The sequence below is a fragment of the Achromobacter sp. EB05 genome (assembly GCF_044232075.1).
GTDB classification, from domain to species: domain Bacteria; phylum Pseudomonadota; class Gammaproteobacteria; order Burkholderiales; family Burkholderiaceae_B; genus Achromobacter; species Achromobacter dolens.
Map to the genome: position 1 here is coordinate 6,147,211 of NZ_CP155917.1, position 23,445 is coordinate 6,170,655.

The following is a 23,445-nucleotide window of genomic DNA, read 5'->3' on the forward strand; positions in this document are numbered from 1 at the left end:
ATTCTTTATTGAGTGGTTCGGGCCAGTACGGCGCGCACGGCATCGGCCGGCGCCGCCCGCATCATCGCTTCGCCGATGCGGGTCATGAGCACGTAGCGGATCTCGCCGCCCTCGGTCTTCTTGTCGACCTGCATCAGGTCGAGCCAGCGATCGGCTCCCAGGTCGGGCGCAACCGCGGGACAGCCGATGGCCTCGACCAAGGCGCGCACGCGGGCCACGTCGGCGCGGGGAAAGCCTGCCACGTCCGCGGACAGTTCCGCCGCCTGCACCATGCCGCAGCCGACCGCCTCGCCGTGCAACCAGGCGCCATAGCCCAGGCCCGCCTCGATGGCGTGGCCGAAGGTGTGGCCCAGGTTCAGGATGGCGCGCAGGCCGGATTCGCGTTCGTCCTTGCCCACCACCTGCGCCTTCAGTTCGCACGAGCGGCGGATGGCGTAGGCGATGGCCTGCGGGTCCAGGCTGCGCAATTTCTGCGCATTCTGTTCGCACCAGGTCCAGAATTCCGGATCCAGGATCAGGCCGTACTTGATGACTTCGGCCAGGCCGGCCGACACTTCGCGCGCCGGCAGCGTGGCCAGCACGGCGGTGTCGATCTCGACCGCCAGCGGCTGGTAGAACGCGCCGATCATGTTCTTGCCGAGCGGATGGTTCACGGCCGTCTTGCCGCCGACCGACGAATCGACCTGGGCCAGCAGGGTCGTGGGCACCTGCACGAAACGCACACCGCGCATGTACACCGCGGCGGCGAAGCCGGTCATGTCGCCGATCACGCCGCCGCCCAGCGCCACCAGCACGCAGCGGCGGTCCAGGCGATTGCCCAGCAGCGCGTCGAAGATCAGGTTCAGGGACTGCCAGTCCTTGTACGACTCGCCGTCGGGCAGCTCGATGCGCAGCACCCGCTTGCCGGTGCGCGCCAGGGCGGCTTCGGCGCGTTCGCCATACAGCGCCGCCACGGTCGGGTTGGTCACCACCGCGATGGCGGTGGCGTCGGCGGGGATGCTTTCGTCCAGGGCATCCAGGCGCCCCGGCGCGATGCGGATGGGGTACTGTCCGCCCGGGGTGTCGACCTCAACAACGTTCATATCTGCTTCTCGAAGGCTTGTAATTGCGGCAGGAGCGCCTTGACCAGGGTGTGGATGGGCATGGAGCCGGTTTCCACCACCAGGTCGGCGACTTCCTTGTAGAGGGGCTCGCGCAGGGTCATCAGGTCGCGCAGCGTGCCGCGCGGATCGGCGGTGGCCAGCAGCGGCCGGTTGCGATCGCGGCAGGTGCGGCGGAACAATTCGTCCACACTGGCCCTCAAATAGACCACGATACCCCGCTCGCGCAGGCGCGCCCGGTTTTCGGCGGCCAGGATGGCGCCGCCACCGGTGGCGAGAATTATGTTGCGCCGTTGGGTACACTCTTCCAGGGCGGCGGATTCCCGGCGACGGAAACCGGCCTCACCCTCGATTTCGAAGATTACCGGCACCCGTACGCCGCAACGCGCCTCGAGCTCATGGTCCAGATCGATAAAATCGCGCCCCAGGGCACGCGCCAGGCCACGGCCGATGGTCGTCTTGCCCGCTCCCATCATCCCCACCAGGAAGATGGGCAGGTCGTGCGGCAACGACACGGCCTTGCCCAGGCACTCCGAGGCGCAGGGCTGGTTTTCGGGCGCCTCGCCGGAGGGCGCCAGGTCCGGGGCAGCCTCCGGACATGAGTGAGCGGAAAAGTTCATGACGGCATTATCACATCTGCCGCCAAGTTGCCCGCGCGCCACACTGAACTATCTTGTTACAGAAACCGATCCGCCACACTGAGGCGGGACCGGAGATACCCGTAAAATCGCCGCGATGAGCAAGCCGCAGAATTCCTCCAAAAAAGACAAGCCCGCCAATAACGGTTCCCCGATATTGCGTTTTTTCGTCAAGACCGGCATTTTCTTTGCCGGCCTGTTCCTGTGCGGCGTGCTGCTGGCGGGCATGGCGCTGGCGCTGGCCTGGCCCAACCTGCCGGACCTGAACGCCATGACGGACTACCGCCCGCGGGTGCCGCTGCGCGTCTACACGGCGGACAAGGTGCTCATCGGCGAATTCGGCGAAGAACGCCGCAACGTGCTGCGCTTCAATGAAATCCCGGACGTGATGAAGTCCGCGGTGCTGGCGGCCGAAGACGACCGCTTCTACCAGCACGGCGGGATCGACTGGACCGGCGTGGTGCGCGCCGGCCTGACCAACCTGATCAACATGTCCAAGACGCAGGGGGCCAGCACCATCACCATGCAGGTGGCGCGCAACTTCTACCTGTCGTCGGAAAAGACGTACTCGCGCAAGTTCTACGAACTGCTGCTGACGTTCAAGATCGAATCGGAGCTCACCAAGGACCAGATCCTCGAGCTCTACATGAACCAGATCTACCTGGGTCACCGCGCCTACGGCTTTGCGGCCGCCTCGCGCACCTACTTCGGCAAGCCGCTGTCGGAAGTGACCCCGGCCGAAGCCGCCATGCTGGCGGGCATCCCCAAGGCCCCGTCGCGCTTCAACCCGATCTCCAACCGCCCCCGCGCCGAGCTGCGCCAGCGCTACGTGCTGGGCCGCATGCTGTCGCTCGGCTACCTGACCGAGCCTGAATACAAGACGGCGATGGCGCAGCAGATCGTCATGAAGTCGGCCGAAGGCACGCCGGCCGGCGGCTACAGCATCCATGGCGAATACGTGGCCGAACTGGCGCGCCAACTGCTGTTCAACGTGTACCAGGACAACGTCTATTCGCGCGGCATCAACATCTACACCACGGTCCAGTCCAAGGACCAGGAAGCGGCCTACCGCGCCGTGCGCGAAGGCGTGCTGGAATACACCCGCCGCGCGCCCTACCCCGGCCCCGAGGAACAGCTCGACCTGCCCCCGGGCACCGAAAACAACCCGCAGGCCCTGGACGAATTCCTGGACGGCGTGTTCGACAAGTTCAGCGACAGCGGCGACCTGCTGACCGCGCTGGTGCTGTCGGCCAGCCCCACCGAAGTGAAGCTGGCGCGCAGCTCGCGCGAGATCATCACCGTCACCGACAAGAAGGTGCTGGGCGTGGTGGCGCGCGCGCTCAACGACAAGGCCAAGCCCGAGCAGCGCATCAAGCGCGGCTCGGTGGTCTACATCCGCAAGCTGGGCGACAACTGGGAAATCATCAACCTGCCGTCGGTGCAGGCGGCGTTCGTGGCGCTGTCGCCGCAGGACGGCGCGATCCGCGCCATGGTCGGCGGCTTCGACTTCTACCGCGGCAACTTCAACCGCGTGACGCAGGCCTGGCGCCAGCCCGGCTCGAACATCAAGCCGTTCATCTACGCCGCCTCGCTCGAGCGCGGCCTGACGCCGGCCACGCAGATCTCCGACCAGCCGTTCGAGCTGACCGCGGCGCAGACCGGCTCCAAGGCCTGGAACCCGAAGAACTACGGCAACCAGTACGAGCCCATGCTGACGCTGCGCCAGGGCCTGTACAAGTCCAAGAACATGGTCTCGATCCGCATCCTGCAGGCCATCGGTCCGCAGTACGCGCAGGACTACCTGACCCGCTTCGGTTTCGACAAGGCGCGCCAGCCCGCGGTGCTGCCGCTGGCGCTGGGCGCCGGTTCGGTGACCCCGCTGCAACTGGCCGGCGCGTTCTCGGTGTTCGCCAACGGCGGCTATCGCGTCACGCCCTACCTGATCGACCGCGTCACCGACAGCAGCGGCAAGATCGTGATGCAGGCCAAGCCCACCGTGGCCGGCGACGCCGCGGCCCGCGCCATCGACCCGCGCACCGCCTGGATCATGGACGACGTGCTGCGCGGCGTGGCCACCTACGGCACCGCTGCCCGCGCCCGCGTGCTGCTCAAGCGCAACGACATCGCTGGCAAGACCGGCACCACCAACGAATCCGTGGACGCCTGGTTCTCGGGCTACACGCCGTCGCTGGTGGCCACCGCCTGGCTCGGCTTCGACCAGCCCAAGTCGCTGGGTTCGCGCGAAACCGGCGGCGGCGTGGCCATGCCGATCTGGGTCGACTACATGCAGGACGTGCTCAAGGGCGTGCCGGAAGAAAAGCCGCGCCCCCGTCCCGACGGCATCATCGTCGAGAACGGCGAGTACTACTTCTCGGAATTCCCGCCCGGACAGGCGGTGGCCCGCCTGGGCCTGCCGCAGGCCGATACGCTGGGCGAGTTCCTGAACGGCCTGAACAGCGACAGCGGCGAGGACAACCGCATCAAGGTGGCGCCTGGCGTGGGCACGCAAAGCGCCCAGCCGTGGTCGCAGAAGATCCCGTTCTGAATGGAATGAAAAAGGCCGGCGAATCGCCGGCCTTTTTTTGCGGGACGCTACAGGCGGATCGTGACGGGCACGCCCGCCGCGGCGGAACAGATCTGCGATAGCGCGTCGGGCAGATTCGGGCCGCCTCGGGTATCGTTCCAGTGCTGGCCGTCGTAGCGGTAGTGGAAGCCGCCGCTGCGTGCGGCCACCCACAGTTCCTGCATGGCGGCCTGGCTGTTCACCACCACGTGGGTATTGTCTTCGAACACCATCGTCAGCACATTGCCGCTGCGGCTGGTTTCGACGTCGACGTCGAGCGAAGCCGCCCAGTCATCGGCCTGGCTTTCGATGCTGTTCAGCACCTGGTCGATCAACGCAAGAAATTCGGATTCGGTCATAATCGAGCCTGCAAGAATTACGGAGTTCCCAGTGTTCCAATTGGCATTCAGCCGCATGTCTCTTCGCATTGTAGCCACGCTGTTGGCGACCGGCATGGTTGCGGCCTGTGGCTACAAGGGTCCGTTGTACATGCCCACGCCTGACGGCAAGCCGCCGCCCCCCGGACAGCGACAAACCACGCCCCAGGTGCCGCAGATACCATCCGCGCCCTCCCTGCCATGACCGCCGCGTTCCCGGTTCCGCCCGAACTGGCCGGGCATCCGTACTTCCAGTACCGCAATAACGTGCTGTACGCCGAAGACGTGCCGCTGGACCATCTGGCCGAAAGACTGGGAACGCCGCTCTATGTCTACTCCCGCGCGGCGCTCAAGGCCGCCTGGGAAACCTACCGCAGCGCCGTTGGGCAGCGCCCCGTGCAGGTCTGCTACGGCATGAAGGCCAATTCCAACCTGGCCGTCCTCAAGGAATTCGCCCGTCTCGGCGCGGGCTTCGACATCGTCTCCGGCGGTGAATTGAAACGGGCCCTGGCCGTGGGCGCCGATCCCGCCCGCATCGTCTTTTCCGGCGTTGGCAAGCAGGCCTGGGAAATGCGCGCGGCGCTGGCCGCCGGCGTCATGTGCTTCAACGTCGAATCCGAAGCCGAATTGCAGCGGCTGTCCGACGTTGCCCAGGAAACCGGGCAACGCGCTCGGGTGGCGCTGCGCGTCAACCCGGATGTCGACGCGCAGACCCATCCCTATATTTCCACCGGCCTCAAGGAAAACAAGTTCGGCATCCCCATCGGGGCGGCGCTGGACGCCTACCGCAGCGCCCGCCTGCTGCCTGGTCTCGAGATCACCGGCCTGGACTGCCACATCGGCTCGCAACTGACCGACATCAGTCCCTACTTCGACGCGCTGGAAAAGCTGCTCGACCTGGTCGCCGACCTGGACGGCATCGGCATCCGCCTGTCACACCTGGACCTGGGCGGCGGCCTGGGCATCCGCTACCGCGACGAAGTGCCGCCCTCGCCCAAGGCCCTGCTGGATCATGTGTTTCAGCGCCTGCAGGCGCGTGGCCACGGCCATTTGCGGCTGGTGCTCGAACCCGGCCGGTCGCTGGTCGGCAACGCCGGCGTGCTGCTGACCGCCGTCCAGTATCTGAAGCACGGCGAGGCGCGCAACTTCGCCATCGTCGACGCCGCCATGAACGACCTGATGCGTCCGGCGCTGTACGACGCCTGGCACGGCCTGCGGCCGCTGCGACCACGCGCGGGCGACACGCTCGAATACGACATCGTCGGCCCGGTCTGCGAAAGCGCCGACTGGCTGGCCCGGCAGCGCGCGCTGGCGCTGGAACAAGGCGACGTGCTGGCGCTGGAATCGGCGGGCGCCTACGGCATGACCATGGCCGGCAACTACAACACCCGCCCACGCGCGGCCGAGGTCATGGTCGACGGCGACCGCTATCACGTGGTGCGCCAGCGCGAAACGCTGGACGACCTGCTGCGCGGCGAGTCGACGCTGCCCTGAACGCGCCCTGGCTTTCCAATGAAAAAGGCCCCGTCGAAGCGGGGCCTTTTGCCGTGCGCCAGATCAGAGCTGGCCGTAGGAATGCAGGCCCGACAGGAACATGTTCACGCCCAGGAAGGCGAAGCCGGTGATCAGCAGGCCCGTCAGCGCCCAATAGGCCGCCATCGTGCCGCGCAGGCCCTTGATCAACCGCATGTGCAGCCAGGCCGCGTAGTTCAGCCAGACGATCAGCGCCCAGGTTTCCTTGGGGTCCCACTGCCAGTAGGCGCCCCAGGCGTCCGCGGCCCACAGCGCGCCCAGGATGGTCGCCACGGTGAAGAAGGCGAAGCCGATGGCGATGGCGCGGTACATGATGTCGTCCAGCACCTCCAGCGGCGGCAGCGCGGCGGCGATGCGGCGCCGGCCCAGCAGGATGGCGCCGACGATCACGGCGCCGATGCCGAAATACAGCATCCAGGTGGCCGACAGGCCGTCGGTGCGGAACACCATCGGCTCGGCGCACAGCAGCACGCCCAGCACGAACAGCGGCGCCAGCTTGAGCCACGACGAGGTCTGGCCGTGCTGCTTGACCAGGTAGGCGAAGCCGACCATCGCCGCCAGCGAGAAGGTGCCGTAGCCGATGAAGTTGGCCGGCACGTGCAGCTTCATCCACCAGCTCTTGAGCGCCGGCACCAGCGGCTGGATCTGCCCGGCATCGCGCGTGAACGAATACCACAGCAGGAACACCACCGCCGAGGTCACCACCAGCAGCACGAAGCCGCCCAGCGCGCGCGTGGCGTACTTGCGTTCGTAGTACAGATAGAACAACGCCGTGATCAGCGCGAACAGCACGAACACTTCGTACAGGTTGCTGACCGGGATGTGGCCCAGATCCGGGCCCATCAGGTGGCCCTCGCGCCAGCGCACCAGCAGGCCGGTGACGCCCGCGAACACCGCGCCCCAGGTCAGGGCCGTGCCCAGCCAGGCCGCGGTAGGGCTGAAGAAACCGATCCAGTAGCAGACCATGGCCAGCGCGAACAACGCGCTCATCCACAGGATGGCCGACTGCGACGAGAACAGGTATTTCAGGAAGAACACCTGTTCGGCCCGCGCCAGATCGTTGCCGTAGAGCATCAGCGCCAGGCCGGCCGCGATCGCACAGGCCACCATCAGGCGGCGCAGGGGCCGCCACAGCCAGCCCATCCAGGCCAGCACCGGCACGGTGCCGCACAGGATGATCTTCTCGTAGTAGTCCATGGCGCCGCTGAAACGCGTCAGCGCGAAACCGGCGCCCGCCGCCAGCAGCAGGAAGAACACGATGTCCGTCCAGTCCGGCCGGCCGCGCTGCGCGCGGCTGTCACCGGTCTCGGACAGGCTGTCCTGCCATAGGTTGTCGGGCGTGGGGGAATGCGTGGTGGTCGTCGTGGACATAGGAAACCTTAAGACCCTTTCTGGCGCAGCAGCGCCTGCTTGAAGCGATCGAACTCCTGGTTGAAGTCGAGTGTACGCTTCTGCGACGTCATCGCCGCCAGGATGCCGCTGCCGCCTTCCTGCGGCTTGATCCAGATCCAGACGCGACGATCCCGAATATAGAACATCGAAAACACCCCCAGGACCAGCAACAGGCTGCCCAGGTAGACCGTATTCTTGCCCGGCGTGCGGCTGACCTGGAACACGCTGGCCTGCACGTGGTTGAAATCGGCCAGGGAGAAGAAGACCGGCGCCGGATAAACCGTCAGGTCGGACAGGGCCGCCACCGCCAGGCGCGACCAGAGCGCGGCACGCTCGGCCTCGGGGCCTTCTGTGGGCACGGGCGGCAAGCCGGCGCGTTCGCGCTCGACCGCCCGCAGTTCGTTCATGCTGGCGCCGATCAGGCGGATCACCACGTCCGCGGCGCGCTCCAGGTCGGCGGCCGGCGTGTTGGCCTGCAGGAACGCGGCCACGGCCTGCAGGCCGCCGGAGGCATAGGTTTCCAGGGCGCGCTCGGCGGCCGTCTGCAGCGGCTGGCGGTCGGCGCCGCTGGGGCTGTTGCGCTCGGCGAAGCGACGGGCCGCCTCCTGTCGCGCGGCGGGATCGGCCAGCGTCGCGCGCAGCCGCATGAACTCGGCCACGGAACTGTCGTCATCGGCCGGGATGCGCAGATAGCGGAACGGTTCGGAGGCATTGTTGCGCACGCCGGCCAGGAACACGCTGGCGCCATCCAGTTGCACCGGCAGCATGTAGTTCTGGAACTCGTGGGCCTGGCCCGCGTCGTCGATCAGCTTGTATTCGACGCTGGGACCCACGTTGCGCAGGTTTTCGTTCTTCTTGCCGGCGGCGCTGCCGGACACGGAGGCCACATGCTCGGCGAAGCTCTGGTTGCCGCCCTTGGGATCGCCGCGGGTCAGGTCCTCGACGTTGATCGGACGCAGGGCCGTGATTTCCACGCCCATGCTGCGCGGGCCACGCGCAGTGTTAGCGCTTACTTCGGAAGTCTTGCCCACGGTGCCGTCAACATTGAACGTGGCGCTGTCGGCGCCCACCAGCGGGTAGCCTTTGAGCACCACCGTGCTGCCGCCATCATCGAAGCTGGACTGGTACACCGTCATGCCCTTGAAGCGCAGCGGCTCGTTCACCTCGATGGTCGAATCGAAACGCTTGCCGGTATCCGGATCGGTCACTTCGACTTCGCTGGCGAAGCGGCTGGGCATGCCGGTCGAGTAGTAATCGACGATGAATTTCTTGAGCTTCAGCGTGAACGGCATCGGCTGCACCAGCGCGCCGTCGCCCACCATCACGACCGCGGTGCTGGCCTGGCCGTTCTCCGGCACCAGCACGCTGGCGCGGAAACTGGGGTTGTTGACCGACAGGCGGCCGCTCTCCGGCACCTCGGAAATCAGCATGTTCTCGACAATGGGTTTCTTGCCGCCAAACATGACCTGCAGGCGCACCGGCAGCTCGCTGTCGAGCAGGCCGCCGATACAGATGATGACCATGGCGGCGTGGGCGAACACGTAACCCAGCCGGTTGGCGCTGCCCTTCTTGGCCGCCAGCAGCACGCCCGTGCTGTCCTGGCGCTCGCGCACCGCATAGCCCATGCGCTTGAGCAGCGCCGTCAGGCCGGCCGCGGTCCGCGGCACGTCGGTGGGCGCCTCGGTCTCGACCCGGTGCGGAAAGGCCCGCAGGCTGCCGCCGCGCACGTGCTCGCGGAACGAACGCGCGTCGCGCAGCATCTTGGGCGCGTTGCGGATCAGGCAGACGGACGTCGAAATGACCAGGAACGCCATGATCAGCAGGAACCACCAGCTGTTGTAGACGTGCCAGATCGAGAACTTGTCGAACACCTCGAACCAGAACGGCCCGAACTGGTCGATGTAGTTGTTGGACGAGCGGTTTTGCTGCAGGACCGTCCCCACCAGGCTCGCCACGCAGATGAACATCAGCAGGCTGACGGCGAAACGCATCGAGCCCAGCAATTCAAACAGATCGCGGGGCAGGCTGCGCAGGGAGGGACGGGAGTGTGTCTGAGTCGAATTCATGAAAAAAGGGGGGCCGCGCGATCGGCTACCCCCCTCGTAGACAGCGCATGACGGAATCAGGTTCCGCCATGCCAGGTTGCGTGAACGCGGACCAGCCGCGCGCGTGCCGGCGTACGGCTACCGCAGGCCAGCCGCGTAGTCCGCCACGGCCTTGATGTCGGCATCCGACATCCGGTCGGCCACGGCGTGCATCACGTCGTTGGCGCGATCGCCGCTGCGGAACAGCTTGAGCTGCTCTTCGATGTACAAGGGGAACTGGCCCGACAGGCGGGGGTACTGGCCCGGAATGCCCGCGCCATTGGCAGAATGGCATGCGGCACAAGCCGGAACATTGCGCTCGGGCAAACCGCCGCGCCAGATCTTTTGACCCAGGTCAACCAACTTCTCCTGGCCGGCCGTGGCGGGTTCTTTCAGCGGCTGCTGCGCCAGGTACAGCGCAATGTTCTGCATGTCTGCCGGCGTCAGGTTCTGCGCCATGGCGGTCATGGGGGTCGGATTGCCGCCGGGGCCATTGCGCACCGGCAGCTTGGCGCCCTGCTTGACCTGGAAGTCGGTCAACTGCTTGACCAGGTATTCGTGGGGTTGCGCGGCCAGGTTGGGATTCACCGGGATGGTGCTGTTACCCGCCGCGCCATGACAGGACGCACAGGCGATGATGCCGCGCGAGGCATCGCCCTGGTCAAACAACTGCCCGCCCTTGGCGGCATCCGGCTTGGCCGGGCCCGCGGCGCCGTCAGCGGCGAAGCTCGTAGTAGAAAAGGCGGAGGCGCCGAGCAACAGCCCGCTCGCAACCAACATCCGGGACAGCACACGCTTCATGAAGACCTCGACGATCACATCGATCAAGGCGCAAAAAGGCGCCCACGCCTGCCCGCACATCTGGAAAACCGTATCGAACCTGATTTGCCCGTTTGCCTGCGCGTCAAAGGCGGCAGTACCTTCGAAGCCGGATGACCGGCGGGTACGAAATGCCCTCAACGGTAAGCAAAAGAGACGGCTCCGCGCACGGGGACCACTGTTGCAAACGCCGGATTATACAATAGGGCTCGAAACCAACTGTAGCCAAAGCCATCCGTGTCCCTCCTACATCGCGCCTCTTTCCTTACGTCGGCCGCTCGCCTCGACCAGTTGCCGCCTCCTGACGCGCCCGAGGTTTGCTTCGTCGGCCGCTCCAACGCCGGCAAGTCCACGGCCATCAACGTGCTGTGCAACCAGCGCCGCCTTGCCTTCTCCAGCAAGACGCCGGGCCGCACGCGCCTGATCAACATGTTCGGCCTGCCCGACCCGTTGAACCCCGAAGGCCACATCGGCTACCTCGTCGACCTGCCCGGCTACGGCTATGCCTCCGTGGCCCGCGACGAAAAGGAAAAATGGGCCGACATCCTGGGCGGCTACCTGCGCGACCGCGAATCGCTGGCCGGCATCGTGCTGCTCATCGACATCCGCCGCGGCGTCACCGAACTGGACCGCCGCCTGGCCAATTTCATCGCCCCCACCGGACGCCCGGTGCTGGCGCTGCTCACCAAAGCCGACAAGCTGCCCTACGGCCAGCGCGTGCGCACCGTGTTCTCGGTGCGCAAAGACCTGGCGGACATCGGCGCCCTGCACACCATCCCCTTCTCGGCGCCGGAGCGCATCGGCCTGGAAGAAGCTGGCGCGCACATAGAAAACTGGATTTCTCCCAAGGTCGTACCATGAACCCGCAGATCATCACCCCCGACTTCCCGGTTTCCCGCCCCCGCCGCCTGCGCCGCGACGACTACACCCGCCGCCTGGTGCGCGAGAACGCCCTCACCGTCAACGACCTGATCTATCCGGTCTTCGTGGCCGAGGGCAGAGGGCTGAAACAGGCCGTGCCGTCGCTGCCGGGCGTGGTGCGCTATTCGCTGGATACGTTGCTGCCGGTGGCCGAGGAATGCGTGGCGCTGGGCATCCCGGTGCTATCGCTGTTTCCCGCCATCGACCCGGCGCTCAAGACGCCCGACGGCATCGAAGCCACCAACCCCGACGGCCTGATCCCGCGCGTGGTGCGCGAACTGAAAAAACAATTCCCCGACCTGGGCGTGCTGTGCGACGTGGCGCTGGACCCGTACACCAGCCACGGCCAGGACGGCGTCATCGATGAAAACGGCTACGTCGTGAACGAGCCCACCGTCGAGATCCTCGTCAAGCAGGCCCTGACGCAGGCCGCGGCCGGCGTCGACATGGTCGCCCCCAGCGACATGATGGACGGCCGCATCGGCGCCGTGCGCCGCGCGCTGGAGGCCAACGGCTACATCCACACCCAGATCATGGCCTACTCGGCCAAGTACGCCAGCGCCTTCTACGGCCCGTTCCGCGACGCCGTGGGCTCGGCCACCAACCTGGGCAAGTCCAACAAGATGGCCTACCAGATGGACCCGGGCAACCTGGACGAAGCACTGCGCGAAGTCGCGGCCGACCTGCAGGAAGGCGCCGACATGGTCATGGTCAAGCCCGGCATGCCGTACCTCGACGTGCTGCGCCGCGTCAAGGACACCTTCCGCGTGCCGACCTTCGCCTACCAGGTGAGCGGTGAATACGCGATGATCAAGGCGGCCTCGGCCAACGGCTGGCTGGACCACGACAAGGTCATGATGGAAGCGCTGCTGGCGTTCAAGCGCGCTGGCGCCGACGGCATCCTGACGTACTTCGCGATCGAAGCGGCGCGGCTGCTCAAGCAGCAGCGCTGATCCCGGCTGGCGGGGCCTGCTCGGCCCTGCCCCGCTCGTCATCCGCGAGCCTCGGCATGAAGCGCGCACACGAAACGCGCCCATGCAACGCCAACTACCGGCGGGCCCTTGCGGCCCGCCGCGGTTTCAACGCGACGCCGGCGCGCCGCGGCGCAGGCCCAGCCAGGTGCCACTGAGAATGCAGGCCAGCCCCGCCACGTGCACCAGCGTGACGTGCTCGTCCAGGAACAGCGCGGCGAACAGCAGGCCGAAGATCGGCAGCCAGTTCACGAACAGCGCCGCGCGGCTGATCCCCAGCCTGGCAATGCCCGCGTTCCACAGGATGTTGCTGACGCCCGAGGCGATCACCGCCGAGAACAGCAGCACCAGCCACGGCCACCACGTCATGCTCCAGTTGTCCGCGTCATACGACGAGGGCGTCATGGCCGCATGCGCCATCAGCATCAGGCCGCCGGCCAGGTACATGTACCAGAGCATCGCCAGCGGATCGAGCGTGCGCGAGATGCGCTGGATCACCAGCCCGCCGAACACGAACACCGCCACCGCCAGGAACACGATGGCGTCGCCCCAGCCGGTCAGCCCCAACTGCGCGCCGCTGCCCACCACCACCATCGCCACGCCGGCCAGGCCCAGCAAGGCGCCGGCGATCCGCAGCCACGTCAGCCGCTCGCGATAGAACAGGGCCGCCAGCAACGCCGACAGCAAGGGGCTGGTGGCCATCAGCAGCGTGCCATTGGCGGCCGACGAGAACTGCAGCCCGTACACCAGCGCGCTCTGGTGCGCATACACCACCAGGAAGCCCGCCAGCGCCACCCAGGCCAGTTCCACGCGTCCCAGCTTCGGAATGCGGCCGCGCCGCGCCTTGACGATGAGGGTGACGGCGACGAACGCCACGGCGATCCGCAAGGCCGCCAGGGCGCGGATATCCATGTGCTGCGTCAGATACTTGATGGAGACGATGTTCAGGCCCCAGGTGGCCATCACGAACATCAATTGCAGATAGATCAGACCGGTGCGGTCCTGGCTTGCATCGACTGTCGGAGACGTCACGGGCGCCGGCCTGAGGGGTTGGAGGCGCCGCCCACGCGGCGCGAACCCTCATGGTAGCGGCCGGCCACCGCTCAACGCAATAGCACGCGGTCCAGTGACTCGGTGAAGCGCTTGGCGTCCTGGAAGCCCACCACGCGCGCGTCCGGCAATTCCTTGCCGCCGGGTTCGAAGAACATGATGCCCGGCGGGCCGAACAGGCGGAAACGCTTGAGCAACGCCCGATCGTCGGCATTGTTGGCGGTCACGTCGGCCTGCACCAGCAGCATGCCGGCCATGCGTTGCGCCACGCCCGGATCGGTGAAGGTGAAGCGCTCCATCTCGCGGCACGATACGCACCAGTCGGCGTAGAAGTCCAGCATCACCGGCTGCGTGCTCGCGGCCAGCAGCGCGTCCAGCTCGGCGTTATTGCGCACGCGCTTGAACTGCACCTCGCCAGCATGCGCGGCGGCGCCCGAGGCCGCCGGGCCGCCGGAGGCAAAATGCGACAGCGGCTGCAGCACGTCGCGGCCGCCGCTGGCCGCGCCAATCAGCCACGCGGCGGCGGCCAGGGCCAGCAGCAGGCCGATGCCCTTGCCGAACATGCGCGCCGAGCCGGCGCCCGCCGGCAACGCGTCGAACGCGCGCAGCATCACCGCGCCGACGATCGCCAGGAAGGCCCAGCCCGTCATCTGCACCCAGGTCGGCACCACCGGAATCAGCATCCACCAAGCCGTCGCCAGCAGCAGCATGCCGAACAGCCGCTTGACGCCATCCATCCACGGCCCGGCCTTGGGCAGCAGCGCGCCCGACGAGGCGCCGACAATCAGCAGCGGCACGCCCATGCCCCACGCCATCGCGAACAGGGCCGCGCCGCCCAGCACCACGTCGCCGGTCTGCGAGATGTACAGCAACGCGCCGGCCAACGGCGCGGCCACGCACGGCCCGACGATCAGCGCCGACAATGCGCCCATCAGCAACGCGCCGGTGTAACGGCCGCCTGGAATGCGCGACGAGCGCTCGGCCAGCCGCGCCTGGATGCCGGACGGCATCTGGAAGGTGAAGGCATCGAACATCGCCAGCGCCAGCACCGCCAGCAGGATCGCGAACAGGGTCAGGATCCACGGCGTCTGCAGCCACGCGGCCAGGCCCGCGCCGCTCAGGCCGGCGGCCACGCCCAGCGCGGTGTAGACCACCGACATGCCCAGCACGTAGGTTGCCGCCAGCGCCAGGCCGCGGCCGCGCGTCGGGCGTTCCTGACTGGCGCCGCCCAGCACGATCGACGACAGGATGGGAATCATCGGCAGCACGCAGGGCGTGAACGCCAGCAGCAGGCCCAGCACCAGGAACACGCCGGCCGTCTTGATCCAGCCCAATCCGCCCAGCGCATCGGCCAGGCCGGTATCGCCCGCGTTCACCAGCGCGCTCAGGCCGCCGCCCGCAGCGGCCGGCGCGGCCGAGGCGCCCCCGCCGCCCGCCAGCGCGTAGCCGCCCGCCACCGGCGTCAGCTTCACACTGCTGTCCATTGGCGGATAGCACAGGCCGGCATCGGCGCAGCCCTGGCCGGTCAGCGTCAGCGTGAACGGTTGGCCGCCGGGCGTCACCGGCACGCGGATCAGCACGTCCTGGTGATAGACCTCCATGTCCTTCTCGAAGGTCGGGTCGTATTTGACGTCGCCCTTGGGGTAGACCGGCTCGCCCAGCGTGGCCGCGCCCAGCGGACTGATGCTGATGCCGAAGCGCTCGCGGTACATGTAGTAGCCTGGCGCCACGCGGAAACGCAGCTCGACGGTATCCGGCGTGGCCATCGCCGCGCTGAAGACGAAGGCCTTTTCGGGTTCGAGGAATTCGGCCTCGGCGCGCGCCGGCGCGTTCCAGGCCAGCCACAGCATGGCCATGGCCAGCAGCGCCAGCAACTTGGGGAAAAAGGCACGCATCGGTGCGCCGGTTCGGACCGCGGGTTGCAACATCAGTCTCTCTTGTTCTGCACGATGGCCGTCTGCTGGCGCACCCAGTCGAGATAGGGCGCGGCGCCGCCGATGACCGGCAGCACGATGATTTCGGGCACGTCGTAGGGATGCATCTGCGCCAGGGCCTGGACCACGGCCTTGTGGCGCGCGTAGGTGGTCTTGATGTGGATGGGGATTTCCTCGGCCCCCTCCACCTCGCCTTGCCACTGGTAGATGGACAGGCCCGGCGCCCCAAGGTTCACGCAGGCGGCCAGGCCATCCTCGACCAGCACGTGAGCGATGCGCTTGGCCAGCAACAGGTCCGGCGCATTGCTGATGACCAGCACGACGTCGTCATCGCGCAACATGGAGCCTCCTGGGAATACCCGTGTGGGATGTAACTCGGGGTATTTTATCGGTATCGCCGCCCGCGTCCGCCGACAATCAGACCCGCGGCCATCGCGCACCCATCCCCTCCGAGGCAAGCATGTCCGATAACTGCCTGTTCTGCCGCATCGCCCGCCACGAGATCCCGGCCCACATCATCCACGAAGACGACCGCCTGATGGCGTTCCTGGACATCCAGCCGGTGCGCCCCGGCCACACGCTCCTCATTCCCAAGCAGCACTATCCCTACTACGAGGACATGCCCGCCGACCTGGCCGGCCACATCGTCAACCTGGGGCAGAAGCTCGGCCGCCACATGAAGCGGCTATACGGGGTGGACCGCGTCGGCTTCGCCTTCACCGGCATCCACGTCGCGCATACCCATGCGCACGTGATCCCGATGCATCATCCACAGGACATCACCTCGACCCAGTACATCGAGCAGCAGGACCTGACGTTCCGCATGCCGCCGCAGGCGCCCCAGGAGGCCCTGGCGGCCACCGCCGCGCAATTGCGGGGGGAGCTGTACGCCTCATAACGATCGGCGCGCCTGCGCTGCCTGGACGGCCCGCAAGCGCCGCGCAAAAAACAAGGGCGGGTCCGAAGACCCGCCCTTGTCGCTTATCTAGACACCGAAACTTATTCGGCGCTGTCCTCAGCGGCCTCATCGACTTCCGGACGGTCGACCAGCTCCATGAAAGCCATGGGCGCGTTGTCGCCTTGACGGAAACCCATCTTCAGCACGCGGGTGTAGCCGCCGTTGCGGGCCGCGTAGCGCGGGCCGATTTCGGCGAACAGCTTCACCACGGCATCGCGATCGCGCAGACGGGCAAAAGCCAGACGCTTGTTCGCGAGGGTGGGTTCTTTACCCAGCGTGATCAGGGGTTCGATGACGCGGCGCAGTTCTTTCGCCTTGGGCAGCGTGGTCTTGATGGCTTCGTGGGTGATCAACGAAACGGCCATGTTGCGGAACATGGCAAGACGGTGACTGCTGGTGCGGTTGAGCTTACGCAAGCCATTACCGTGACGCATGATAAGTATCCTTTGAATCTAATGAAGGCGTTTCCGCCATCGGGTTATCCGGCTCTTCTATCGACCTGCAACCAGGCCGCGGTCCGGTGGAAAACGGTGCATTTTACGACGGTTTCGCAAACCGCCCGGCAGTGAAGCCGGGCGCCGCGGGAAACGCCCCTGCGAGAGGGGCGCCACCCTTGCAAGACTTACGGACGCTCCAGGCCCAGCGGGGGCCAGTTTTCGAGCTTCATGCCCAGCGTCAGGCCGCGTGCGGCCAGGACTTCCTTGATCTCGTTGAGCGACTTGCGACCCAGGTTCGGGGTCTTGAGCAGTTCGTTCTCGGTGCGCTGGATCAGGTCGCCGATGTAGTAGATGTTTTCGGCCTTCAGGCAGTTGGCCGAACGCACGGTCAGTTCCAGGTCGTCGACCGGACGCAGCAGCACCGGGTCGATCTGCGGCGTGCCGCGGACCGGGGCTTCGTACGAATCGCCGGCGCCTTCCAGGGCGGCGAAGACCGAGATCTGGTCCATCAGGATGCGAGCCGACTGGCGCACCGCTTCCTCGGGCGAGATGACGCCGTTGGTTTCGATGTCCAGGACCAGCTTGTCCAGGTCGGTGCGCTGTTCCACGCGGGCGCTTTCAACCGCGTAGCTGACGCGGCGGACCGGGCTGAACGAGGCGTCCAGGACGATGCGGCCGATGGTGTGGGTGCGGTCTTCCGACAGCGCGCGCACGTTGCCCGGCACGTAGCCGCGGCCCTTCTCGACCTTGATCTGCATTTCCAGCTTGCCCGCGTCCGTCAGGTTGCAGATGGCGTGGCCGGGGTTGATGATCTCGACGTCGTGCGGCAGCTCGATGTCGCTGGCCAGCACGGTGCCGGCGCCGGTCTTGCGCAGGACCAGGGTGACTTCGTCACGGTTGTGCAGCTTGAAGACCACGCCCTTCAGGTTCAGCAGGATGTCGACGACATCTTCGCGAACGCCCGGGATGGTCGAGTATTCGTGCACCACGCCCGTCATCTGGACTTCGGTCGGCGCGTAGCCGGTCATCGAAGACAGCAGGATGCGGCGCAGGGCGTTGCCCAGCGTATGGCCGTAGCCGCGCTCGAACGGCTCCATCACGATCTTGGCATGGTGGGTGCCGACCGGTTCGACTTCAATGGAGCGCGGCTTCAGGAAACCTTGAGTGGACATGTACTGTGTTCCTTTTCAATACCCTCGGCTCGTTACACCGATAAGGCTGATGGACAGGTTGAAACGTGAAACGCGGGCAGCGCAAAAAGCCGCCCGATACTTACCGCAAAGCCCGCCCCGCCAAAAGGCGGAAAGCGGGCTGCTGCGAGACTTGCAAACCGGTCGCGAAACCAGCGTGCCAGCACCTTGCGAAGGAGGCGCCGGCAGGCGGGATTAACGCGAGTACAGTTCGACGACCATCGATTCGTTGATGTCGCGAGCGACGTCAGCGCGATCGGGAGCCGACTTGAACGTGCCGGTCAGCTTGGTCGTGTCGACTTCCACCCACTGGGGGATGCCGATGCTGGTGGCCAGGTCGAGCGATTCCTTGATACGGCCTTGCTTCTTGGCCTTTTCGCGGATCGAGATGACGTCGCCAGCCTTGACCAGCATCGAAGCGATGTCGGCGGTGTGGCCGTTCAGTTCGATGGCGCGGTGGCTCACCAGCTGGCGAGCTTCGGCGCGGGTCGAGCCGAAGCCCATGCGGTAGACGACGTTGTCCAGGCGCGATTCCAGCAGCTGGATCAGCGTTTCGCCGGTGTTGCCACGGCGACGCTCGGCTTCAGCGAAGTACTTGCGGAATTGCTTTTCCAGCACGCCGTACATGCGCTTGAGCTTTTGCTTTTCGCGCAGCTGCAGGCCGTAGTCGGAAGTGCGGGCACCCGAAGTGCGGCCGTGTTGGCCAGGCTTGGAATCCAGCTTGCACTTGGAATCCAGCGAGCGGCGGGCGCTCTTCAGGAACAGGTCAGTACCCTCGCGGCGCGAGAGCTTGCATTTGGGTCCAATATAACGTGCCATGTGGATTCCCTTTAGATACGACGACGCTTCGGCGGACGGCAGCCGTTGTGCGGAACGGGCGTGATGTCGGCGATGGACGAGATCTTGATGCCCAGCGCGTTCAGGGCGCGGACCGACGATTCACGGCCGGGGCCGGGGCCCTTGATACGCACTTCCAGCGTCTTGATGCCGTATTCCAGCGCGACACGGCCGGCCGTTTCAGCGGCGACCTGCGCGGCGAACGGGGTCGACTTACGCGAACCCTTGAAGCCAGCACCGCCCGACGTGGCCCACGACAAAGCGTTGCCCTGACGGTCGGTGATGGTGATGATGGTGTTGTTGAACGAAGCGTGAACGTGCGCGATGCCGTCCGAGACGTTCTTCTTGACCTTTTTGCGCACGCGCGAAGCGCCGCTGGTGGAAGCTTTCGCCATAATCCAGTTCCTCGATTATTTCTTCAGGGACGCAGCAGCACGACGCGGGCCCTTGCGGGTGCGGGCGTTGGTGCGAGTGCGCTGGCCGCGCACGGGCAGGCCGCGCTTGTGGCGCATGCCGCGGTAGGTTCCCAGGTCGATCAAACGCTTGATCGAGAGCTGCACTTCACGACGCAGGTCACCTTCGACCGTGAACACACCAACGTGTTCGCGGACGCGTTCCAGTTCAGCGTCGCTCAGATCCTTGACCTTTTTGTCAAACGGGACGTTAGCCGCTTCGCAGATCTTGCGAGCGCGCGTACGACCGATGCCAAAAATGGCGGTCAGGCCGATCTCGGCGTGCTGATGCGGCGGAATGTTAATGCCAGCAATACGGGCCATGACTGTTCCTTGAATAAATCCGTTGCGTAGTCGCTAACCCGAGTTAGCCTTGACGCTGCTTGTGACGCGGGTCGGTGCAGATAACGCGCACCACGCCGTGACGTTTGATAACTTTGCAGTTGCGGCAGATCCGCTTAACCGATGCCATTACTTTCATGGTTGACTCCTAATTTTCCGTAATCCGGTTTCGCTCACTTGGAGCGGAAAACAATCCTGGCTCGCGTCAGGTCATAGGGCGTGAGCTCCACTGTGACCTTGTCACCCGGCAGGATCCGGATGTAATGCATACGCATCTTGCCGGAAATATGGCCCAACACCACGTGGCCGTTTTCGAGCTTGACGCGAAATGTCGCGTTCGGGAGGTTCTCAAGAACCTCGCCTTGCATCTGAATGACGTCGTCCTTGGACATCTTTTGCTTACCGCATCGGCAAACCCGCGCCCTTGAAGTTAGCCTTCTTGAGCAACGAGTCGTACTGGTGAGACATCATGTAGGCCTGGACCTGCGCCATGAAATCCATCGTCACCACCACAATAATCAACAGAGACGTACCACCGAAGTAGAAGGGGACGTTCCACCGCATCACCAGGAATTCCGGCAACAGGCACACCAACGTGATGTAGATGGCACCTGCGAGCGTCAGACGCATCAGGATCTTGTCGATGTAGCGGGCCGTCTGTTCGCCCGGACGGATGCCCGGAACAAACGCACCACTCTTCTTCAGGTTGTCCGCCGTTTCGCGGCTGTTGAACACCAGAGCCGTGTAGAAAAAGCAGAAGAAAATAATCGCGACCGAATACAGCGTGATGTAGAGCGGTTGACGAGGCGACAGGGCCGCAGCCAGGTCGCTAAGCCAGCGCATGTTCTCACTGCTGGAGAACCAGCTCGTGATCGTGGCCGGGAACAGGATGATCGACGACGCGAAGATCGGCGGAATCACCCCGGCCATGTTCAGCTTCAGCGGCAGGTGCGAGCTTTGACCACCGTAGACCTTGTTGCCGACCTGACGCTTGGCGTAGTTCACCGTGATCTTGCGCTGTCCGCGTTCCACGAACACCACAAAAGCGGTAACCAGCACCACCAGGGCCACGATGAACAGTGCCGACAGCACGGACATCGCGTTGGTGCGGACCAGGTCCAACAGTGCAGCCAGCGCCGCGGGCAGGCCCGCAACGATACCTGCGAAGATCAGGATGGAAATCCCGTTGCCGAGACCGCGCTCCGTGATCTGCTCACCCAGCCACATGACGAACATGGTGCCGGTGACCAGGGTCACGACGGTCGTGAAGCGAAACAGCATGCCCGGATCGATCACAAGTCCCTGCTGGGACTCAAGCGCAACCGAAATGCCCACTGCCTGCACCAGCGCCAGCACGACCGTGCCGTAGCGGGTGTATTGGGTAATCTTCCGACGGCCGGCCTCGCCCTCTTTCTTGAGCGCTTCCAGCGACGGCACCACCACCGACATCAACTGCATGATGATGGATGCCGAAATGTACGGCATGATCCCCAGGGCAAAAATCGAGAAGCGCGAGAGCGCCCCGCCCGAGAACATGTTGAACAGGCCCAGGATCCCGCCCTGGTTCTGGCGGAACAAGTCCGCCAGCGCGTCCGGGTTGATACCCGGAACGGGGATGTGTGTACCCAAACGGTAAACCACCAGGGCGAGCACCAGGAACACGAGGCGGCGCTTGAGGTCGCCGTACCGCGTTCCGGTTTTACCCAATGCCTGCGCGTTAGCCACTCGTCACCTCGTGATCAAGCAAGCGAGCCGCCCGCGGCTTCGATGGCGGCGCGAGCGCCAGCCGTCGCGGTAATGCCCTTGAGCACGACCTTGCGCGAGAGTTCACCCGACTTGATGACCTTGGCGTAACGAACCGCCTGGCCAATCACGCCAGCCGCCTTCAGCACTTGCACGTCGATTTCGTCGACGGGCACGGCTTGCAGGTCCGACAGACGGACTTCGGCGTACAGGTGCTGACCGAGCGGGGTGAAACCACGCTTGGGCAGGCGACGCTGCAGCGGCATTTGACCGCCTTCGAAGCCAACCTTATGGAAACCGCCCGAGCGCGACTTCTGACCCTTGTGACCACGGCCGGCGGTCTTACCCAGACCCGAACCGATGCCACGGCCGACGCGGCGCTTGGCGTGCTTGCTGCCCTCGGCGGGCTTCAGCGTATTAAGTTGCATATCCGACATGGTGATTCCTTAGGCTTCCGAGACGGAAACGAGATAATCCACCTTACGGATCATCCCACGCACCTCGGGCGTATCGACCAGCACGCGGCTGCTGTTGATACGGCCCAAGCCCAGACCGCGAACCGTGTCACGGTGCGATTGCTTGGTACCGATCACGGAGCGCACGAGGGTCACTTTGATCTGCTTCTGAGCCATGATTTACCCCAGGATCTCTTCGACGGTCTTGCCGCGCTTGGCAGCAACATCCGCCGGGGTCAGGGAGGCGCGCAGGCCATTCAACGTGGCGCGAACCATGTTGTAGGGGTTGCTCGAGCCCAGGCTCTTGGCAACCACGTTACGCACACCCATCACTTCGAAAATAGCGCGCATCGGGCCGCCGGCGATGACGCCGGTACCTTCAGCAGCGGGCGAAATCAGCACGGTGGCGGCGCCATGCTTGCCGACCACGGTGTGGTGCAGCGTGCCGTTCTTCAGGGCCACCTTGAACATGCCGCGACGGGCCTGTTCCATAGCCTTCTGAACCGACACCGGCACTTCACGCGCCTTGCCCTTGCCCATGCCGACGCGGCCATCGCCATCGCCAACCACGGTCAGCGCGGCAAAGCTCATGGTGCGACCACCCTTGACCACTTTGCTCACGCGGTTGACCGCGATCATCTTTTCGCGGAGGCCGTCATCGTTCTCTTTTTCCGCGGCGTTCTTGCCTTGTACTTTAGCCATTTGACAGATCCTCGCTTAGAACTTCAGGCCGGCTTCACGCGCGGCATCGGCCAGCGCTTTCACGCGGCCATGGTAACGAAAGCCCGAGCGATCGAAAGCGACCAGTTCGATACCGGCAGCCTTGGCCTTTTCAGCCACGCGCTTGCCAACCAGCGAAGCGGCGGCCTTGTTGCCACCTTGGCCGGTCTGGCCAGCCAACTGGGCGCGCACTTCGGCTTCCACCGTCGAGGCGCTGACCAGAACGCGATCGCCTTCCGGCGAAATGATATTGGCGTAGATGTGCTGGTTCGAGCGGAAAACCGAGAGGCGATGAACGCGCAGCTCGTTGATCTTCCGGCGGGTCGGAACCGCACGACGCAAACGGGAAACTTTTTTGTCCATGATTCGTCCTTGCGTGCGCCGTTATTTCTTCTTGGTTTCTTTGATGACGACGCGTTCGTCCGAGTAACGCACGCCCTTGCCCTTGTAGGGTTCGGGTTCGCGGTACGCGCGGATTTCAGCGGCCACCTGACCGACGACTTGCTTGTTGGAGCCCTTGATGACGATTTCCGTCTGGGTGGGGCATTCGGCCTTGATACCGGCCGGCAACTTGTGCAAAACGTCGTGCGAGAAACCGAGCTGCAGCTTAACGGCGTCGCCTTGAATCGAGGCGCGGTAACCCACGCCAACCAGATTCAGCTTGCGCTCGAATCCCTTGCTCACGCCGTTGACCATGTTGGCCACCAGCGCGCGCACGGTACCCGACATGGCGTTGGCGTGACGGGTTTCGTTGGCGGCGACAAACGTCAGCTTGCCGTTGTCCAACTGAACCGTAACGTCGCCAGTCAGGGCTTGGGTCAGGGAACCCAGCGGGCCCTTGACGGTGATCTGATCCTGCTTGATGTCGGCTTCGACACCCTTGGGCAGGTCGACCGGATACTTAGCGATACGTGACATTCGAATTTCTC

At 65.3% G+C, this 23,445-nt stretch carries 28 protein-coding genes; 6 read left to right on the forward strand and 22 right to left on the reverse strand.

Features of this window, described 5'->3' with window-relative positions; all coding sequences use genetic code 11:
• Window positions 1-5: 5 nt before the first annotated feature.
• Together aroB and AAID08_RS28070 are read right to left on the reverse strand one after the other, a co-directional pair.
• Window positions 6-1,082: a 3-dehydroquinate synthase gene (aroB, locus tag AAID08_RS28065; protein WP_054500251.1), complete on the reverse strand. Its 1,077-nt coding sequence runs from the start codon at window positions 1,080-1,082 to the stop codon at window positions 6-8.
• The gene (locus AAID08_RS28070; RefSeq protein WP_054500250.1) at window positions 1,079-1,720 is read right to left on the reverse strand and encodes a shikimate kinase; all 642 of its coding nucleotides are present in this window, start codon (window positions 1,718-1,720) and stop codon (window positions 1,079-1,081) included. Before AAID08_RS28070 ends, aroB begins: the two co-directional genes overlap by 4 nt.
• Before the next feature lie 115 nt (window positions 1,721-1,835).
• Between AAID08_RS28070 and AAID08_RS28075 the strand changes: the two genes are divergently transcribed.
• Window positions 1,836-4,283 (forward strand): penicillin-binding protein 1A, encoded by a 2,448-nt coding sequence (locus AAID08_RS28075; RefSeq protein ID WP_049077212.1) that lies wholly within the window; start codon window positions 1,836-1,838, stop codon window positions 4,281-4,283.
• A gap of 47 nt (window positions 4,284-4,330) precedes the next feature.
• Here AAID08_RS28075 and cyaY read toward each other — a convergent pair whose 3' ends face one another.
• Window positions 4,331-4,660 carry an iron donor protein CyaY gene (gene cyaY / locus AAID08_RS28080; RefSeq protein WP_049077214.1) on the reverse strand — a complete coding sequence of 110 codons (330 nt, stop codon included), beginning with the start codon at window positions 4,658-4,660 and terminating at the stop codon, window positions 4,331-4,333.
• Between the two features lie 94 nt (window positions 4,661-4,754).
• Here cyaY and AAID08_RS28085 point away from each other — a divergent pair, with 94 nt between their 5' ends.
• Both AAID08_RS28085 and lysA read left to right on the forward strand, forming a co-directional pair.
• Entirely contained in the window at window positions 4,755-4,883 is a 129-nt protein-coding gene (locus tag AAID08_RS28085; RefSeq protein ID WP_240806493.1) for a lipoprotein, read from the forward strand.
• A complete protein-coding gene (gene lysA, locus AAID08_RS28090; protein ID WP_054500249.1) occupies window positions 4,880-6,172 on the forward strand; it encodes a diaminopimelate decarboxylase in 1,293 nt (430 codons plus the stop codon). Before AAID08_RS28085 ends, lysA begins: the two co-directional genes overlap by 4 nt.
• Window positions 6,173-6,235: 63 nt before the next feature.
• Here lysA and ccsB read toward each other — a convergent pair whose 3' ends face one another.
• From ccsB to AAID08_RS28105, 3 genes are all read right to left on the reverse strand, one after another.
• A complete protein-coding gene (gene ccsB / locus AAID08_RS28095; protein ID WP_006392019.1) occupies window positions 6,236-7,582 on the reverse strand; it encodes a c-type cytochrome biogenesis protein CcsB in 1,347 nt (448 codons plus the stop codon).
• 8 nt (window positions 7,583-7,590) lie between these two features.
• Window positions 7,591-9,669: a cytochrome c biogenesis protein ResB gene (locus AAID08_RS28100; RefSeq protein ID WP_054500248.1), complete on the reverse strand. Its 2,079-nt coding sequence runs from the start codon at window positions 9,667-9,669 to the stop codon at window positions 7,591-7,593.
• A 117-nt stretch (window positions 9,670-9,786) separates the two neighbouring features.
• Window positions 9,787-10,488 carry a cytochrome c gene (locus tag AAID08_RS28105; protein ID WP_100503279.1) on the reverse strand — a complete coding sequence of 234 codons (702 nt, stop codon included), beginning with the start codon at window positions 10,486-10,488 and terminating at the stop codon, window positions 9,787-9,789.
• 255 nt (window positions 10,489-10,743) lie between these two features.
• Here AAID08_RS28105 and yihA point away from each other — a divergent pair, with 255 nt between their 5' ends.
• Window positions 10,744-11,367: a ribosome biogenesis GTP-binding protein YihA/YsxC gene (yihA, locus tag AAID08_RS28110; RefSeq protein WP_049077223.1), complete on the forward strand. Its 624-nt coding sequence runs from the start codon at window positions 10,744-10,746 to the stop codon at window positions 11,365-11,367.
• Window positions 11,364-12,380: a porphobilinogen synthase gene (gene hemB, locus AAID08_RS28115; RefSeq protein WP_395757191.1), complete on the forward strand. Its 1,017-nt coding sequence runs from the start codon at window positions 11,364-11,366 to the stop codon at window positions 12,378-12,380. Before yihA ends, hemB begins: the two co-directional genes overlap by 4 nt.
• A 126-nt stretch (window positions 12,381-12,506) precedes the next feature.
• Here the strand turns inward: hemB and AAID08_RS28120 are convergent, their stop codons facing one another.
• The 3 genes from AAID08_RS28120 to cutA form a co-directional block, all read right to left on the reverse strand.
• Window positions 12,507-13,370, reverse strand: coding sequence for a DMT family transporter (locus AAID08_RS28120; protein ID WP_395757849.1), 864 nt, complete (start codon window positions 13,368-13,370; stop codon window positions 12,507-12,509).
• A gap of 131 nt (window positions 13,371-13,501) precedes the next feature.
• On the reverse strand, window positions 13,502-15,343 hold the full coding sequence (gene dsbD, locus AAID08_RS28125; RefSeq protein ID WP_254607698.1) for a protein-disulfide reductase DsbD: 1,842 nt from the start codon (window positions 15,341-15,343) through the stop codon (window positions 13,502-13,504).
• A gap of 32 nt (window positions 15,344-15,375) precedes the next feature.
• A complete protein-coding gene (gene cutA, locus AAID08_RS28130) occupies window positions 15,376-15,723 on the reverse strand; it encodes a divalent-cation tolerance protein CutA (RefSeq protein WP_054500245.1) in 348 nt (115 codons plus the stop codon).
• A gap of 119 nt (window positions 15,724-15,842) precedes the next feature.
• On the opposite strand from cutA, the gene AAID08_RS28135 reads away from it, so the two are divergent.
• The gene (locus AAID08_RS28135) at window positions 15,843-16,280 is read left to right on the forward strand and encodes an HIT family protein (RefSeq protein WP_395757192.1); all 438 of its coding nucleotides are present in this window, start codon (window positions 15,843-15,845) and stop codon (window positions 16,278-16,280) included.
• A gap of 101 nt (window positions 16,281-16,381) precedes the next feature.
• Here AAID08_RS28135 and rplQ read toward each other — a convergent pair whose 3' ends face one another.
• From rplQ to rplF, 13 genes are all read right to left on the reverse strand, one after another.
• On the reverse strand, window positions 16,382-16,774 hold the full coding sequence (gene rplQ / locus AAID08_RS28140) for a 50S ribosomal protein L17 (RefSeq protein ID WP_006389635.1): 393 nt from the start codon (window positions 16,772-16,774) through the stop codon (window positions 16,382-16,384).
• Window positions 16,775-16,962: 188 nt separating this feature from the next.
• Window positions 16,963-17,949, reverse strand: a complete 987-nt coding sequence (locus tag AAID08_RS28145) for a DNA-directed RNA polymerase subunit alpha (protein WP_006216514.1) — start codon at window positions 17,947-17,949, stop codon at window positions 16,963-16,965.
• A gap of 213 nt (window positions 17,950-18,162) precedes the next feature.
• Entirely contained in the window at window positions 18,163-18,786 is a 624-nt protein-coding gene (rpsD, locus tag AAID08_RS28150) for a 30S ribosomal protein S4 (protein ID WP_006389633.1), read from the reverse strand.
• 11 nt (window positions 18,787-18,797) lie between these two features.
• Entirely contained in the window at window positions 18,798-19,199 is a 402-nt protein-coding gene (gene rpsK, locus AAID08_RS28155; RefSeq protein WP_006216516.1) for a 30S ribosomal protein S11, read from the reverse strand.
• Between the two features lie 15 nt (window positions 19,200-19,214).
• A complete protein-coding gene (gene rpsM / locus AAID08_RS28160) occupies window positions 19,215-19,580 on the reverse strand; it encodes a 30S ribosomal protein S13 (protein WP_006389632.1) in 366 nt (121 codons plus the stop codon).
• Between the two features lie 43 nt (window positions 19,581-19,623).
• Window positions 19,624-19,737, reverse strand: a complete 114-nt coding sequence (gene rpmJ, locus AAID08_RS28165; protein WP_003806928.1) for a 50S ribosomal protein L36 — start codon at window positions 19,735-19,737, stop codon at window positions 19,624-19,626.
• Window positions 19,738-19,771: 34 nt separating this feature from the next.
• Window positions 19,772-19,990 (reverse strand): translation initiation factor IF-1, encoded by a 219-nt coding sequence (infA, locus tag AAID08_RS28170; RefSeq protein ID WP_003806927.1) that lies wholly within the window; start codon window positions 19,988-19,990, stop codon window positions 19,772-19,774.
• Between the two features lie 7 nt (window positions 19,991-19,997).
• On the reverse strand, window positions 19,998-21,323 hold the full coding sequence (gene secY / locus AAID08_RS28175) for a preprotein translocase subunit SecY (RefSeq protein ID WP_006389630.1): 1,326 nt from the start codon (window positions 21,321-21,323) through the stop codon (window positions 19,998-20,000).
• 14 nt (window positions 21,324-21,337) lie between these two features.
• Window positions 21,338-21,778, reverse strand: a complete 441-nt coding sequence (gene rplO / locus AAID08_RS28180) for a 50S ribosomal protein L15 (protein ID WP_020925824.1) — start codon at window positions 21,776-21,778, stop codon at window positions 21,338-21,340.
• A 9-nt stretch (window positions 21,779-21,787) separates the two neighbouring features.
• A complete protein-coding gene (rpmD, locus tag AAID08_RS28185; RefSeq protein WP_006216520.1) occupies window positions 21,788-21,973 on the reverse strand; it encodes a 50S ribosomal protein L30 in 186 nt (61 codons plus the stop codon).
• 3 nt (window positions 21,974-21,976) lie between these two features.
• A complete protein-coding gene (gene rpsE, locus AAID08_RS28190; protein ID WP_006389628.1) occupies window positions 21,977-22,498 on the reverse strand; it encodes a 30S ribosomal protein S5 in 522 nt (173 codons plus the stop codon).
• A 15-nt stretch (window positions 22,499-22,513) separates the two neighbouring features.
• Complete coding sequence (gene rplR / locus AAID08_RS28195; RefSeq protein WP_006389627.1) at window positions 22,514-22,879, reverse strand: 50S ribosomal protein L18; 366 nt, start codon at window positions 22,877-22,879, stop codon at window positions 22,514-22,516.
• Window positions 22,880-22,900: 21 nt separating this feature from the next.
• Window positions 22,901-23,434 (reverse strand): 50S ribosomal protein L6, encoded by a 534-nt coding sequence (gene rplF, locus AAID08_RS28200; protein WP_049077235.1) that lies wholly within the window; start codon window positions 23,432-23,434, stop codon window positions 22,901-22,903.
• Window positions 23,435-23,445 lie beyond the last annotated feature (11 nt).

Bases quoted from the DNA above. Each gene is read 5' to 3' on its own strand.
- aroB (WP_054500251.1), bottom strand. From the start codon at position 1,082: ATGAACGTTGTTGAGGTCGACACCCCGGGCGGACAGTACCCCATCCGC.
- AAID08_RS28070 (WP_054500250.1), bottom strand. From the start codon at position 1,720: ATGAACTTTTCCGCTCACTCATGTCCGGAGGCTGCCCCGGACCTGGCG.
- AAID08_RS28075 (WP_049077212.1), top strand. From the start codon at position 1,836: ATGAGCAAGCCGCAGAATTCCTCCAAAAAAGACAAGCCCGCCAATAAC.
- cyaY (WP_049077214.1), bottom strand. From the start codon at position 4,660: ATGACCGAATCCGAATTTCTTGCGTTGATCGACCAGGTGCTGAACAGC.
- AAID08_RS28085 (WP_240806493.1), top strand. From the start codon at position 4,755: ATGGTTGCGGCCTGTGGCTACAAGGGTCCGTTGTACATGCCCACGCCT.
- lysA (WP_054500249.1), top strand. From the start codon at position 4,880: ATGACCGCCGCGTTCCCGGTTCCGCCCGAACTGGCCGGGCATCCGTAC.
- ccsB (WP_006392019.1), bottom strand. From the start codon at position 7,582: ATGTCCACGACGACCACCACGCATTCCCCCACGCCCGACAACCTATGG.
- AAID08_RS28100 (WP_054500248.1), bottom strand. From the start codon at position 9,669: ATGAATTCGACTCAGACACACTCCCGTCCCTCCCTGCGCAGCCTGCCC.
- AAID08_RS28105 (WP_100503279.1), bottom strand. From the start codon at position 10,488: ATGAAGCGTGTGCTGTCCCGGATGTTGGTTGCGAGCGGGCTGTTGCTC.
- hemB (WP_395757191.1), top strand. From the start codon at position 11,364: ATGAACCCGCAGATCATCACCCCCGACTTCCCGGTTTCCCGCCCCCGC.
- AAID08_RS28120 (WP_395757849.1), bottom strand. From the start codon at position 13,370: ATGTTCGTGATGGCCACCTGGGGCCTGAACATCGTCTCCATCAAGTAT.
- dsbD (WP_254607698.1), bottom strand. From the start codon at position 15,343: ATGCGTGCCTTTTTCCCCAAGTTGCTGGCGCTGCTGGCCATGGCCATG.
- cutA (WP_054500245.1), bottom strand. From the start codon at position 15,723: ATGTTGCGCGATGACGACGTCGTGCTGGTCATCAGCAATGCGCCGGAC.
- AAID08_RS28135 (WP_395757192.1), top strand. From the start codon at position 15,843: ATGTCCGATAACTGCCTGTTCTGCCGCATCGCCCGCCACGAGATCCCG.
- rplQ (WP_006389635.1), bottom strand. From the start codon at position 16,774: ATGCGTCACGGTAATGGCTTGCGTAAGCTCAACCGCACCAGCAGTCAC.
- AAID08_RS28145 (WP_006216514.1), bottom strand. From the start codon at position 17,949: ATGTCCACTCAAGGTTTCCTGAAGCCGCGCTCCATTGAAGTCGAACCG.
- rpsD (WP_006389633.1), bottom strand. From the start codon at position 18,786: ATGGCACGTTATATTGGACCCAAATGCAAGCTCTCGCGCCGCGAGGGT.
- rpsK (WP_006216516.1), bottom strand. From the start codon at position 19,199: ATGGCGAAAGCTTCCACCAGCGGCGCTTCGCGCGTGCGCAAAAAGGTC.
- rpsM (WP_006389632.1), bottom strand. From the start codon at position 19,580: ATGGCCCGTATTGCTGGCATTAACATTCCGCCGCATCAGCACGCCGAG.
- rpmJ (WP_003806928.1), bottom strand. From the start codon at position 19,737: ATGAAAGTAATGGCATCGGTTAAGCGGATCTGCCGCAACTGCAAAGTT.
- infA (WP_003806927.1), bottom strand. From the start codon at position 19,990: ATGTCCAAGGACGACGTCATTCAGATGCAAGGCGAGGTTCTTGAGAAC.
- rplO (WP_020925824.1), bottom strand. From the start codon at position 21,778: ATGTCGGATATGCAACTTAATACGCTGAAGCCCGCCGAGGGCAGCAAG.
- rpmD (WP_006216520.1), bottom strand. From the start codon at position 21,973: ATGGCTCAGAAGCAGATCAAAGTGACCCTCGTGCGCTCCGTGATCGGT.
- rpsE (WP_006389628.1), bottom strand. From the start codon at position 22,498: ATGGCTAAAGTACAAGGCAAGAACGCCGCGGAAAAAGAGAACGATGAC.
- rplR (WP_006389627.1), bottom strand. From the start codon at position 22,879: ATGGACAAAAAAGTTTCCCGTTTGCGTCGTGCGGTTCCGACCCGCCGG.
- rplF (WP_049077235.1), bottom strand. From the start codon at position 23,434: ATGTCACGTATCGCTAAGTATCCGGTCGACCTGCCCAAGGGTGTCGAA.